The organism is Candidatus Methylomirabilota bacterium (assembly GCA_035260325.1).
Taxonomy (GTDB): Bacteria; Methylomirabilota; Methylomirabilia; order Rokubacteriales; family CSP1-6; genus AR19.
Genome location: DATFVL010000173.1, coordinates 1 through 11,334 on the forward strand (window position 1 = coordinate 1; position 11,334 = coordinate 11,334).

Sequence of the window (11,334 nt, forward strand, 5' to 3'; positions counted from 1 at the left end):
GCAGGCCGTCGCGGGGCCGCAGGGCGAGCCGCAGCACGGCCCGGGGCCGGGGCCCCGGCGTGCGAGGCGAGCGAACCCGGGGGGCCCCCGCCGTCGGAGGCGAGCGAAAGATGAGAATCACGGGAGTGATCCAGGCGGGAGGCAAGAGCACGCGCATGGGCGGCCGGCCCAAAGCGCTGCTCCCGCTCGGTGGCCGGCGGATCGTCGAGCGTGTCGTCGCGGCCGTCGCGCCCGCCGTCGACGACCTGCTCGTCGTGACCAACACGCCCGAGCTCTACGCCTTCCTCGGCCTGCCGATGGTGGGCGACGTCTATCCCGACTGTGGCTCGCTCGGCGGGATCTACTCGGGGCTCAAGCAGGCGCCCGGCGACGCCGCGTTCACCGTCGCGTGCGACATGCCGTTCCTCCACCCCGACGTCGTCCGGCTCGTCGTCGGGCGCGCGGGCGCGGGCGACGTCGTGATCCCGCGCGTCGGCGGCCAGTGGGAGACGCTGCACGCCGCGTACGCGAAGAGCTGCCTGCCGGCGATCGAGGCGCAGCTCGTGGCGGGGCGGCTCAAGATCGTGGAGTTCTTCGCGCGGGTGAGCGTGGTCGAGATCGCGGAGGCCGAGGTCGCCCGCCACCGCGATCCGGCGCTCGTCTTCATGAACGTCAACACGCCAGAGGAGCTCGAGCGGGCGCGCGCGCTCGCGACGGAGCTCGACGCGTGACACGGCTCCGTCCCGCTGTGCTCGTCCACTACCACGAGATCGGCCTGAAGCGCGGCAACCGCCCGCTCTTCCTCCGCCACCTCGCGCGGAACCTCACGCGCGCCGCCTCCGACCTCGGCCCGGTGAGCCTGCGCCAGCTCTCGGGCCGGATCCTCCTCGACCTCGACGCGAACCCGGCGCCCGAGCGCGTGCGCGACCGGGCCCTGCGCGTCTGCGGCGTGGCGAGCGCCGCGCTGGCGTATCGCGTGCCCTCGACGCTGGACGCCATGAAGGCGGTGGTCGGCCGTCTCATCGAGGGCCGGAAATTCGCGTCGTTCAGGATCACCGCGCGGCGGGCCTTCAAGACCTACCCGATGACCTCGATGGAGCTGAACCGTGAGCTCGGCGCCTTCGTGCTGGAGCGCGTCCCCGCGCGGGTGGACCTGCACGACGCCGAGCTCGAGATCCACGTCGAGGTGCTGCCCGCCGAGACCTTCGTCTACACGGACCCGTCGGCGGGCCCCGGGGGACTGCCGGTGGGCGCGTCGGGGACGGTGGCGGCGCTCCTCTCGGGCGGCATCGACTCCCCGGTCGCCGCGTGGCGCATGATGAAGCGGGGCTGCCGCGTGCTGTTCGTCCACTTCCACAGCGTGCCGTACCTGCCCGCGACCTCGCAGGCCAAGGCCCGCGCCCTCGCCGCGCGGCTCACCGAGTGGCAGTACGACGGGCACCTGCTCCTGGTGCCGTTTGGCGAGATCCAGCGCGAAGTCGTCCTCACGGTGCCGCCGCCGGCCCGCGTGGTCGTCTACCGGCGCCTCATGGTCCGGATCGCCGAGGCGCTCGGCCGCGAGCGCGGGGCGCTGGCCCTGGCGACGGGCGAGAGCCTGGGCCAGGTGGCCTCGCAGACGCTCGAGAACATCGCGCGGATCGACGAGGCCGCGGGCCTGCCGATCCTCCGCCCGCTGATCGGCATGGACAAGCTCGAGATCACCGCCGAGGCGCGCCGCCTCGGCACCTTCGAGATCTCGATCGAGCCCGACCAGGATTGCTGCACGCTCTTCGTCCCGATGCACCCCGCCACGCGGATGTCGGAGAGCGAGGTCCGGGCGGCCGAGGCGCGGCTGGACCTGCCGCGCCTCGTGGCGCAGGGCGTCGGCGGCGCGACGCTCGAGACCTTCGAGTTCCCCGCCCGCGCCCACGCCGTCGCCTGAGCCGACGACCGGCCTCCCCGTGTCCTCAGCGGCCGCCGTCAAGCGGCGCCGCGACGGTGCTACGATCCCGGCGGGAGATCTGCCATGACACCATCCGACGCCTCCAAGAACATGCGGCTCCTCGCCCACCACGACCTCGGCGGCTTCGGCAACGTCGGCGAGGGCATGGCCATCCAGCTCGCCCGCGACGGACGGCGCGTGCTGTGGCTGGGCCACGAGTCGGCGCCGAAGAACTTCACCGCCGTGGACGTGACGGATGCAAGAAAGCCCTCGGTCATCGTCCAGACCGATCTGCCCCACGGCGACATGCGGTCCAACAACCTGGACCTCGTGGGCGATCTGCTCGTGGTCCCGTACCAGACGAGCCGCGTCGGCATGAAGCCGGCGGGCGTCGAGTTCTTCAACGTCGCCGATCCCGGCCGGCCGCGCTCGATCGCGTTCTTCGACGCCTCCGGGCCCCACTCGCGCGGGGTGCACCATCTGTGGTTCGTGGATGGCGCCTACCTGCATCTGGCCAGCGGTGCGCCGGACTTCAAGCCCAGGAACCCGAAGGACGATCAGTTCTACCGGATCGTCGACGTCCGTCAGCCCACGCGTCCGGTCGAGGTCGGGCGCTGGTGGCTGCCCGGCACGCGCGACGGCGATCCGGAGCCGCCGCCGGCGCGGCACCCGAAGTTCGACGCCGGGTTTCGCGCCCACAATACGAACGTCTACCCGCGCCGGCCCGACCGGGCCTGGATCGGCTACATCGACGGCGGCGCGATCATCCTCGACATCTCGGACATGGCCCGGCCCCGTCTGCTGAGCCGGTGGGACTATCATCCGCCTTACCCGGGCTTCACCCACACCTTGCTGCCGCTCTTCGATCCCCAGCTCGTGATCGTCTCCGACGAAGCCACCGCCGAGGCCGGGAAGGATTGGCCGAAGCTCGTGTGGGTCGTCGATATCCGGGACGAGACGAACCCGGTGCCGATCTCGACCTTCCCGATCCCGGCCGTCGCCGAGTTTGCGGGACGAGGCGGGCGATACGGCGCCCACAACCTGCACGAGAATCGACCGGTGGCGGGCAATCTGGTGTCGGAGACGATCATCTTCGGTACCTTCTTCAATGGCGGCGTGCGCGCCTACGACGTCTCGAACCCGTTCCGGCCCGAAGAGGTCGCCTACTACGTGCCGGAGGCTCCGCGCGGGTCCCGGGCCGGGGCCGTGCAGATCAACGACGTGCTCGTCGACGAGCGCGGCGTCGTCTACGCCGTCGACCGCCTCATCGGCGGCCTCTACGTGCTGGAGCTCGACGTGTGACCGTTGCCGGCTCGACGGGGGCCATGCCCCGATATCTTGGTGGCTTGACTTGGCCTGACCCCTACAGATATGGTCACCCTATGACGGCGATCGCCCTCGGCGCCGACCATGCCGGGTTCCCCCTGAAAGAGGACCTCAAGGCCTGGCTGGTCGCGCAGGGCTATGAGGTCGTGGACTGCGGCACCCAGTCCGCCGAGTCCGTGGACTACCCCGACTACGCGGTCCTCGTCGCGAGCGCCGTGACGGCGGGCAAGGCGGGCCGCGGGGTCCTCGTCTGCGGCTCCGGCATCGGCATGGCGATCGCCGCCAACAAGGTCGCCGGCATCCGCGCGGCCGCGTGCACCGACGCCTACACCGCGCGGCTCAGCCGCGAGCACAACGACGCCAACGTGCTCGCGCTCGGCGCGCGGATCACCGCGCGGGACTCGGCCATCGAGATCCTCGAGACGTGGCTCGGGGCGGAGTTCGCCGGGGGCCGGCACGCGCGGCGTGTCCAGAAGCTCGGCGACCTGGACCGCGAGCGCGGAGGGCACGATGGGCCGGCTCGCTGAGTTCGACCCCGAGATCGCCAAGGCCCTGCGCGAGGAGGCCGAGCGCCAGCACCGCAACCTCGAGCTGATCGCCTCCGAGAACTTCGTCTCGGAGGCCGTCCTCGAGGCCGCGGGCTCGGTGCTGACCAACAAGTACGCCGAGGGCTATCCCGGCCGGCGCTACTACGGCGGCTGCGAGGTCGTGGACGTCGTCGAGGACCTCGCGATCGCGCGCGCCAAGGAGCTCTTCGGCGCGCCGCACGTGAACGTCCAGCCGCACTCCGGCGCCCAGGCGAACATGGCGGTCTACTTCACGCTGCTCCGGCCCGGCGACACGGTGCTCGGCCCGAACCTCTCCCACGGCGGGCACCTCACGGCCGGGAGCCCGGTCAACTACTCGGGCAAGCTCTACTCGATCGTGGCCTACGGCGTCCGGAAGGACACCGAGCGGATCGACCTCGACGAGGTGCGCGACCTCGCCCGGAAGCACCGGCCGAAGCTGATCATCGCCGGCGGCTCGGCGTTCCCGCGCGCGATCGAGTTCAAGCCGTTCGGCGAGATCGCGCGCGAGGTGGGCGCCCACCTCATGGCCGACATCGCCCATCCGGCGGGCCTCGTCGCGGCGGGCCTCCACCCGTCGCCCGTCGGGATCGCCGACTTCGTCACGACCACGACCCACAAGACGCTCCGCGGGCCGCGCGGCGGGATGATCATGTGCCGCGCCGAGGACGCCCAGGCCCTCGACAAGGCGGTGATGCCCGGCGTGCAGGGTGGCCCCCTCATGCACGTCATCGCGGCGAAGGCGGTCGCGTTCAAGGAGGCCCTGCGGCCGGAGTGGCGCGAGTATCAGAAGCAGATCGTGAAGAACGCGAAGGCGCTCGCCGACGCCCTCCTGGCGCGCGGCTTCCGGCTGGTCTCGGGCGGCACCGACACTCACCTGATCCTCGTGGACCTCACGGGCCGCGGGATCACCGGCAAGGACGCGCAGGAGGCGCTGGACCGGGCGTGGATCACGGTGAACAAGAACACGGTGCCCTTCGAGACGAAGAGCCCGATGGTCACGAGCGGGATCCGTCTCGGCACGCCCGCCGTCACGACGCGCGGCATGCGCGAGCCCGAGATGGTCCGGATCGCGGAGCTGCTCGAGCGTGTCCTCGGCAACCTCGGCTCGGCGTCGGCCGAGGCGAAGGCGCGCGACGAGGTTCACGAGCTGACGAACCGTTTTCCGCTCTATCCCGAGCGGAGGGCGTGAGAGGGGGGGCCGGCCGGTGAAATGCCCGTTCTGCGGACACACGGAGGATCGGGTCGTCGACTCCCGCGTGGGGCGCGACGGCGAGTTCATCCGCCGCCGGCGTGAGTGCCTCAAGTGCCACCGGCGCTACACCACGTACGAGTACATCGAGGACGTCCTGCCCCACGTCGAGAAGCGCGACGGACGGCGCGAGCCCTTCGACCGGCAGAAGCTCCGCGGCTCGATCCTCAAGGCCTGCGAGAAGCGCTCCGTCGGCGTGCAGGCCGTGGACGACGTCGTCGTCGAGATCGAGGCGCAGCTCCACGAGCGCGCCGAGAAGGAGATCACGAGCAAGGAGCTCGGCGAGATCGTGATGGAGCATCTCCAGAAGCTCGACCAGGTGGCCTACGTGCGCTTCGCCTCCGTCTACCGGCAGTTCAAGGATATCGCGCAGTTCATGGACGAGGTGAAGGGCCTGCTCAAGGACGACAAGACGAAGCCCTCGGCGGCCGCCCCGAAGCCGAAGGTGGTCGCGAAGGCCAAATAGGGCCCCGGCGCAGAATCATTGACATCGACCGGCGCCGCGAGGTAGCGTGGGTTCGGTCGCCACGGCCGTCACGCATTGTCAACCGCGCACACTCAGCCTGCTTGAGGAGACCCCGTCGATGAGACGTCAGCTGAAGAAGCTTGTCTTCGTCGAGCCCAAGTCGACGCATCTCCACATCTACAGCCGCGTGTGCATCCCGCGCCTCGGCTCGGTCCTCCTCGCCACGCTCATGCGCGCCAAGGGCTACGACGTCCGCGTCTACATCGAGGACATCCATCCGATCGACATGGGGGAGGTCCTCTCCGCGGATCTGGTCGCGATCTCGGCGATCACCTCGACGGCCCCCCAGTCCTATCGCCTCGCGGACCGGGTGCGCGAGGCGGGGGCGATCGCGGTGGTCGGCGGCACCCACACGAGCTTCCTGCCGGACGAGGGGCTCGAGCACGCCGACTTCGTCGTCCGCGGCGAGGGCGAGTTCGCCTTCCAGGAGCTGGTGGACGCGATCCAGGCGGGCGCGGGGTTCGAGACGATCCAGAACCTCTCGTACCGCACCGAGGGCCGCGCCGTGCACAACCCCGAGCGGCCCAAGATCGCGGACCTCGACGTGAACCCGATCCCCGACTACCGCCTGATCACCGGCTGGAAGCCGGGCGGCGTCGTGTCGATCGCGACCTCACGCGGCTGCCCGTTCTCCTGCACCTTCTGCTCGGTGCCGGGGATGTACGGCCACGCGTTCCGCACGCACTCGATCGAGCGCGTGCTCCAGGAGCTCGAGGTCCACAAGGGCAACGCGTACACGTTCTTCGCCGACGACATCTTCACGGCGAACAAGAAGCGGGTGAAGGAGCTCCTGCACAAGATGATCGCGCGCGACCTGACGCCGCTCTGGGGGGCGCAGGTGCGGACCGAGACCGTGGACGACCCCGAGCTGCTCCAGATGATGCGCGACTCGAACTGCATGAACGTCTACGTCGGCTTCGAGTCCATCAACCCCCGCACGCTCAAGCTCTTCAACAAGAAGCAGGACCTCGGCAAGATCGAGCGCTCGATCGAGCGCTTCCACGCCCACGGGATCAAGATCCACGGCATGTTCGTCGTCGGCTCGGACGAGGACGACCTGGAGACGCTCGACGCGACCGCGGACTTCGCGCTCAAGCACGACATCGACTCGATCCAGTTCATGATCCTGACGCCGATCCCGGGCTCGCCCGACTACGACACGCTCTACGCCCGCGGCGAGAAGTACGTGATCAGCAAGAACTGGCAGTTCTACGACGGCCACCACGTCGTCCACCAGCCGCGCCGGATCAGCCCCTACGAGCTGCAGATCGGCGCGATCCGGGCGATGGAGAAGTTCTACTCCTGGCGCGGGATCGCGCAGAAGGCCCTGAAGCGCGACGTCTACTACGCGATGATCCGCTACTGGGGCAAGAAGATGATCCGCGAGTGGTGGAAGGACGAGGAGAACCGCGCCCACGTCGAGTGGCTCCGCTCGCAGCTCTACGCGGACGCGCGGGCGCTCGGCCACGACGCGCTCAAGACGGTCGGGCTTCCCGCGCTCCTGCTCCAGGACTCGGTCGGCCGGCTGCTCCAGCGCTTCCTCGGCGAGCTCGGCGTCAAGGTCGTCCCGCTCGCCGAGGCGGCGGCGGAGGCGGCCGCCGAGGGCGCGGCGAAGGCGCGCGAGACCTTCGACTGCCTGATCACGCCCATCGTCAAGCGGGCGGCCGAGGAGCGCGCCGAGTTCCACGCGCGCCTCCAGGCCGTCACCGAGGTGCTCCGCGTGCGCTGGGAGCAGCTGCCCAAGGTGAGCTTCCCGCTCGTGGACGGGCAGGGGCCGGTCTTCGAGCCGTTCGCGAAGATCGGGCTTCTCTTCACCAAGAACCTCGACCGGATCCGCGACGCCTACAAGACCGCGGGCGTCGCCGAGGGGCTCTGGGAAGCCGCGTAGACGAGACGCGCGCCGGCCTGGCCGCGGCTCGAGCGCTGGCTTCGCCGGCGCAACCGGTCTGTGAGCGCGGCCGTCGAGGGTGATCGGTGGGGGTGTCGGGGGGAGCGGCGTCGCTCCCCCCGACGTCGTTAGGGCGCCTTCGGCTCCTGGACGGAGGACGGCTTACGCGCGTGGCGCCGCCGCACGAACTCCTCGTTGAGCGGCACGCCCTTCTTGCAGAGCGGGCAGTCCTCCGGCTCGTAGGTCGGGAAGTCGCGGCTCACCAGGCTGAACACCGGGCGGTCGCCGACCTCGACCGAGGTGCGGCGCCAGAGGCAGCCGATCCCGATCACCTGCGCCCCGAGCTGCTCGACGAGGTCGACGAGGAGACCGAGCGTCGAGCCGGTGCTGACGAGGTCCTCCACGAGCAGGACCTTCGAGCCTCGCCGCACGAGGCGCTGGAACTCCACCGGCAGCGAGACCCGCCGCTTGCCCCCCGAGAGCCCCTTGGTGCCGTAGATCACGATCGGCCGCGACGGGTGCGCGCGGGCCACGCAGTGCGAGAGGATGAGCGCGCCGGGGCCCGTGGAGAGGACGACGTCGATCGGCCACGGGGCGAAGTGCTTGGCGATGACCGCGCCGAGGCCCTCCGTGAACGAGGGCTCGGTCGTCACGAGCGTCTTTTCGATGTACTCCATCGTGTGCTGGCCCGACGGCAGCAGCACGTGGTCGTTGGCGTGGTACGCGCCCGTGCGTTTCAGGATCTCGAGGTGGATCTTCTCGCGGACCTCGACCTCGACGGCGACCGGGTCCTTCCTGGGCGCGGCGCTCATCCGGTTCCTCCCGGGCGCATTATCGCATTTTATTGCTACACTCGGCGTATGCGCGTCCTCGCCGTGGAAACCTCGACGCTCGCCGGCGGCGCCGCGCTCCTCGACGGCGACCGCGTCGTCGGGCAGTACCTGCTCGACGTCGGCGCCACGCACTCCGAGCGCCTCATGGTCGCGGTGGACCGTCTCCTCGGCGACGCGGGCTGGACGCCGGCGCGCCTCGAGGGGCTCGCCGTCGCGGTCGGCCCGGGGTCGTTCACCGGCCTCCGGCTCGGGATCAGCACCGTGAAGGGGCTCGCGCTCGCCCTCGGGATCCCGATCGCCGCGGTGCCCACGCTCGACGCGATGGCCGCGTCGCTCCCGTTCGCGGCCCTGCCGGTCTGCCCCGTGCTCGACGCACGCAAGCACGAGGTCTACGCCTCGCGCTACCGCTGGGACGGGCGCGCCATGCGGCGCGAGTGGGAGTACCTCGCCCTGGCGCCCGCGGAGCTCGCGCGGCGGCTCGACGAGCCGACGGTGCTCCTCGGCGACGCGGCCCGCGCCATCGTCTCGCCCCACGCGCGCCCGGCGCCGCCCACCCATCAGGCGCCGTCGCCCGCCTGCGTCGGGTTCCTGGGCGCGGCCCGCCTCCGGGCCGGTGAGACCGTGGCGCCCGCCGACCTCGTCCCGATCTACCTCCGGCCCTCCGAGGCGGAGCTGAAGCGCCGTGCCGCCGCGGTCCGTTGACCGGATGGGCCCCGAGGACCTCGACGAGGTCCTCGCCATCGAGCGCGCGTCGTTCTCCATGCCCTGGTCGCGCGGCGCGTTCCTCTACGAGATGCAGCAGAACCGCGTCGCCCGCTGCTGGGTCATGCGGGAGGACGGCCGCGTGATCGGCTACCTCTGTCTCTGGGAGATCGCCGACGAGCTCCACATCACCAACATCGCGGTCCACCCGACGCGGCGCCGCCAGGGGGTCGGGCGGGTGCTGCTCCAGGGCGTCCTCGAGGACGCGCGCGAGCGGCGGCTCCGGCTCGTCGTGCTCGAAGTGCGGCCGAGCAACACGGAGGCCCGCACCCTCTACGAGGGCTTCGGCTTCCGGGTGATCGGCCGCCGGCGCGGCTACTACTACGACACCGGCGAGGACGCCCTCGTCATGGAGGCCGACCTCCAGACCTCGCAGCCGGGAACCCGGACGTAGCGTCGATCGTTTGTGCTACAAGCCGGTGCTGCCATTCCGAGCGACGGCGAAAGGAGACGCAATGACGCGGGCGAAACGACTGGTCAGCCTCGTCGGGTTGGTGACCCTCCTGGAGCCGCTGGTCGGGGCGGGCGTCTACGGCTACGTGGGAGGGCCCGTGCGCAACGTCACGGACCTCGCGCCCACCTGCGCGAGTTGCCATTCGTCGTTCTCGAGAGATCAGCTCCGGAACGAGCCGGAGGCGTTTGCGGCCGGGCAGGTCAAGGAGGTCAAGCACTACAAGGCGATCGAAGACGGGATCGGCCCGTACCAGCAGATGGCCCCCGCCGACCGCCAGAAGCTCCTGGCCGATGTGAAGACGATGGACGAGAACGCGTCGCTCACGCTGCACGCGCCGACCAGCCTGCGGCCCGGCCAGGAGGCGCAGATCACGGTGAACGTGAGGGGCGGCCAGGGCGTCGTGGGCGTATTCCTGATCGACACCGACCTCCGCTTCCAGGCGCGGCCGCTCCAGGGCGAGGGCTGGGTCATCGTCGGCGCGCCGAAAGTCTGGGGGAGCGACGGCCAGGAGCAGACGCGGTGGGTCGACAGCCGCGCGCCCGGACTCCGGAAGAACCTCAACAGCGCGCTGATCTTCGACCAGAAGACGGACCTCGCCGCGAAGAAGTTCGCCGAGGGCAAGGTCGTCTGGACGGTCAAGGCGCCCCAGGAACCGGGCACCTACACCATCAGCGTCGCGTTCCACTTCGGCTCCGAGCGCGCGTCGCCCGTCGGGACGGTGACGACGCCGACCGGCCAGGTGTTTCCTCGCGGAGGGCCGGCCGGCGCGTCGGCGCGCGTCATGCTGGCCAAGCCCGTGACCGTGGTGGTCCGCTAGGAAGGCGTCGGCAGGGGGCTCCGCCATCGCTCGCCCGCTCGTCCGGCGGCTCGCGCTGTGGGCCGGGGGCGGTGTCGGAGTCCTCGTGGTCACCGGCCTCTTCCTGGCGGGCCTCGTCGTCAAGGAGCACGACGACCGCTTCTGCGTCGCGTGCCACCTGCACGAGGCGAAGTTCAAGCGCTTCAACATCCGGCCGTCCGCGGACCTCGCGGGGTTCCACCATCAGAAGGACGCGACCGTCGGCTGCATCGCCTGCCACGGCGGCTCCGCCCCGCTCACGCGCGCGAAGGTGTGGACCGTCGCGGGCTTCGACACCCTGAGGTTTCTCGTCGGCGCCTACGACGAACCGACCCGCATGCGCGTGGGGCTCCACGACGCGGACTGCCGCCAGTGCCACACCCCCATCCTGAAGCCGGGAGCGTCGGCGGGCGGCTCCCCTCCGAGCATCGCGGTGAACTATGGCGCCGAGGCGCAGGACGAGGGATCGGGCGAGACCAACTATCACGCGATCCGCGATCACAACGCGGTGAGCGTCCGATGCGTCCGCTGCCACACCTCGCACACCACGAACGGCGAGGCTCGAAACCTCTTCATCTCGCGCCCGACCGTCCAGCCCATCTGCCGCGAGTGCCACAAGAACATGTGACGATCCTCAGGTGAGGACGCCGAGCGTGAGGGCGAGGATCAGCGTCGCGCCGCCGAGCCACCGCCCCCGGCGCGGCAGCAGGGTCATCGTGCCGACCGCCAGATGGAACACGGCGAGGCCCAGGAAGAAGTCGTTGAACAGCATGCCGAGGACGTTCAGCGCGAGGAAGCCGACCGCGAGCGCGCCGGGAACCGCGATGCGGGGCGCCCGCATGGCGAGCCCGAGCGCGATCAGGCACAGGAGATCCGCGATCAGGAGCCAGCGCGTGGCCGCCGGACCCGGCACGACGAGCGCCAAGCGTTCCAGCCAAACGCGTGCTGCGAGGTCCACGCCCCAAGGATAGCATCACCGGGCGCCCGACCCC

Annotated in this window: 13 protein-coding genes; 11 read left to right on the forward strand and 2 right to left on the reverse strand. The window is 70.7% G+C overall.

The window, feature by feature from the left end; all coding sequences use genetic code 11:
* The first annotated feature begins 110 nt into the window (after positions 1 to 110).
* The 7 genes from VKG64_11460 to VKG64_11490 all read left to right on the forward strand — a co-directional run bounded on the left by VKG64_11460 (position 111) and on the right by VKG64_11490 (position 7,458).
* Positions 111 to 710: a molybdenum cofactor guanylyltransferase gene (locus tag VKG64_11460; protein HKB25656.1), complete on the forward strand. Its 600-nt coding sequence runs from the start codon at positions 111 to 113 to the stop codon at positions 708 to 710.
* The gene (gene thiI / locus VKG64_11465; protein ID HKB25657.1) at positions 707 to 1,900 is read left to right on the forward strand and encodes a tRNA uracil 4-sulfurtransferase ThiI; all 1,194 of its coding nucleotides are present in this window, start codon (positions 707 to 709) and stop codon (positions 1,898 to 1,900) included. Before VKG64_11460 ends, thiI begins: the two co-directional genes overlap by 4 nt.
* An 84-nt stretch (positions 1,901 to 1,984) precedes the next feature.
* Positions 1,985 to 3,202: a hypothetical protein gene (locus VKG64_11470; protein HKB25658.1), complete on the forward strand. Its 1,218-nt coding sequence runs from the start codon at positions 1,985 to 1,987 to the stop codon at positions 3,200 to 3,202.
* An 80-nt stretch (positions 3,203 to 3,282) separates the two neighbouring features.
* Positions 3,283 to 3,753: a ribose 5-phosphate isomerase B gene (gene rpiB / locus VKG64_11475; protein ID HKB25659.1), complete on the forward strand. Its 471-nt coding sequence runs from the start codon at positions 3,283 to 3,285 to the stop codon at positions 3,751 to 3,753.
* Positions 3,737 to 4,984 carry a serine hydroxymethyltransferase gene (glyA, locus tag VKG64_11480; GenBank protein HKB25660.1) on the forward strand — a complete coding sequence of 416 codons (1,248 nt, stop codon included), beginning with the start codon at positions 3,737 to 3,739 and terminating at the stop codon, positions 4,982 to 4,984. Before rpiB ends, glyA begins: the two co-directional genes overlap by 17 nt.
* Positions 4,985 to 5,000: 16 nt before the next feature.
* The gene (gene nrdR, locus VKG64_11485) at positions 5,001 to 5,510 is read left to right on the forward strand and encodes a transcriptional regulator NrdR (GenBank protein HKB25661.1); all 510 of its coding nucleotides are present in this window, start codon (positions 5,001 to 5,003) and stop codon (positions 5,508 to 5,510) included.
* 118 nt (positions 5,511 to 5,628) lie between these two features.
* Entirely contained in the window at positions 5,629 to 7,458 is a 1,830-nt protein-coding gene (locus tag VKG64_11490; GenBank protein ID HKB25662.1) for a radical SAM protein, read from the forward strand.
* A gap of 128 nt (positions 7,459 to 7,586) precedes the next feature.
* On the opposite strand, the gene VKG64_11495 is transcribed toward VKG64_11490, so the two are convergent.
* A complete protein-coding gene (locus tag VKG64_11495) occupies positions 7,587 to 8,270 on the reverse strand; it encodes a phosphoribosyltransferase family protein (protein HKB25663.1) in 684 nt (227 codons plus the stop codon).
* A gap of 48 nt (positions 8,271 to 8,318) precedes the next feature.
* Between VKG64_11495 and tsaB the strand changes: the two genes are divergently transcribed.
* From tsaB to VKG64_11515, 4 genes are all read left to right on the forward strand, one after another.
* On the forward strand, positions 8,319 to 8,993 hold the full coding sequence (gene tsaB, locus VKG64_11500; protein HKB25664.1) for a tRNA (adenosine(37)-N6)-threonylcarbamoyltransferase complex dimerization subunit type 1 TsaB: 675 nt from the start codon (positions 8,319 to 8,321) through the stop codon (positions 8,991 to 8,993).
* Positions 8,994 to 8,997: 4 nt separating this feature from the next.
* Positions 8,998 to 9,447: a ribosomal protein S18-alanine N-acetyltransferase gene (gene rimI / locus VKG64_11505; GenBank protein HKB25665.1), complete on the forward strand. Its 450-nt coding sequence runs from the start codon at positions 8,998 to 9,000 to the stop codon at positions 9,445 to 9,447.
* 61 nt (positions 9,448 to 9,508) lie between these two features.
* A complete protein-coding gene (locus VKG64_11510; GenBank protein HKB25666.1) occupies positions 9,509 to 10,324 on the forward strand; it encodes a hypothetical protein in 816 nt (271 codons plus the stop codon).
* A gap of 85 nt (positions 10,325 to 10,409) precedes the next feature.
* Positions 10,410 to 10,970: a cytochrome c3 family protein gene (locus VKG64_11515; GenBank protein HKB25667.1), complete on the forward strand. Its 561-nt coding sequence runs from the start codon at positions 10,410 to 10,412 to the stop codon at positions 10,968 to 10,970.
* 6 nt (positions 10,971 to 10,976) lie between these two features.
* Here VKG64_11515 and VKG64_11520 read toward each other — a convergent pair whose 3' ends face one another.
* The gene (locus tag VKG64_11520) at positions 10,977 to 11,267 is read right to left on the reverse strand and encodes a hypothetical protein (protein HKB25668.1); all 291 of its coding nucleotides are present in this window, start codon (positions 11,265 to 11,267) and stop codon (positions 10,977 to 10,979) included.
* Positions 11,268 to 11,334: the final 67 nt, after the last annotated feature.

Bases quoted from the DNA above. Each gene is read 5' to 3' on its own strand.
- VKG64_11460 (HKB25656.1), top strand. From the start codon at position 111: ATGAGAATCACGGGAGTGATCCAGGCGGGAGGCAAGAGCACGCGCATG.
- VKG64_11470 (HKB25658.1), top strand. From the start codon at position 1,985: ATGACACCATCCGACGCCTCCAAGAACATGCGGCTCCTCGCCCACCAC.
- rpiB (HKB25659.1), top strand. From the start codon at position 3,283: ATGACGGCGATCGCCCTCGGCGCCGACCATGCCGGGTTCCCCCTGAAA.
- glyA (HKB25660.1), top strand. From the start codon at position 3,737: ATGGGCCGGCTCGCTGAGTTCGACCCCGAGATCGCCAAGGCCCTGCGC.
- VKG64_11490 (HKB25662.1), top strand. From the start codon at position 5,629: ATGAGACGTCAGCTGAAGAAGCTTGTCTTCGTCGAGCCCAAGTCGACG.
- VKG64_11495 (HKB25663.1), bottom strand. From the start codon at position 8,270: ATGAGCGCCGCGCCCAGGAAGGACCCGGTCGCCGTCGAGGTCGAGGTC.
- tsaB (HKB25664.1), top strand. From the start codon at position 8,319: ATGCGCGTCCTCGCCGTGGAAACCTCGACGCTCGCCGGCGGCGCCGCG.
- rimI (HKB25665.1), top strand. From the start codon at position 8,998: ATGGGCCCCGAGGACCTCGACGAGGTCCTCGCCATCGAGCGCGCGTCG.
- VKG64_11510 (HKB25666.1), top strand. From the start codon at position 9,509: ATGACGCGGGCGAAACGACTGGTCAGCCTCGTCGGGTTGGTGACCCTC.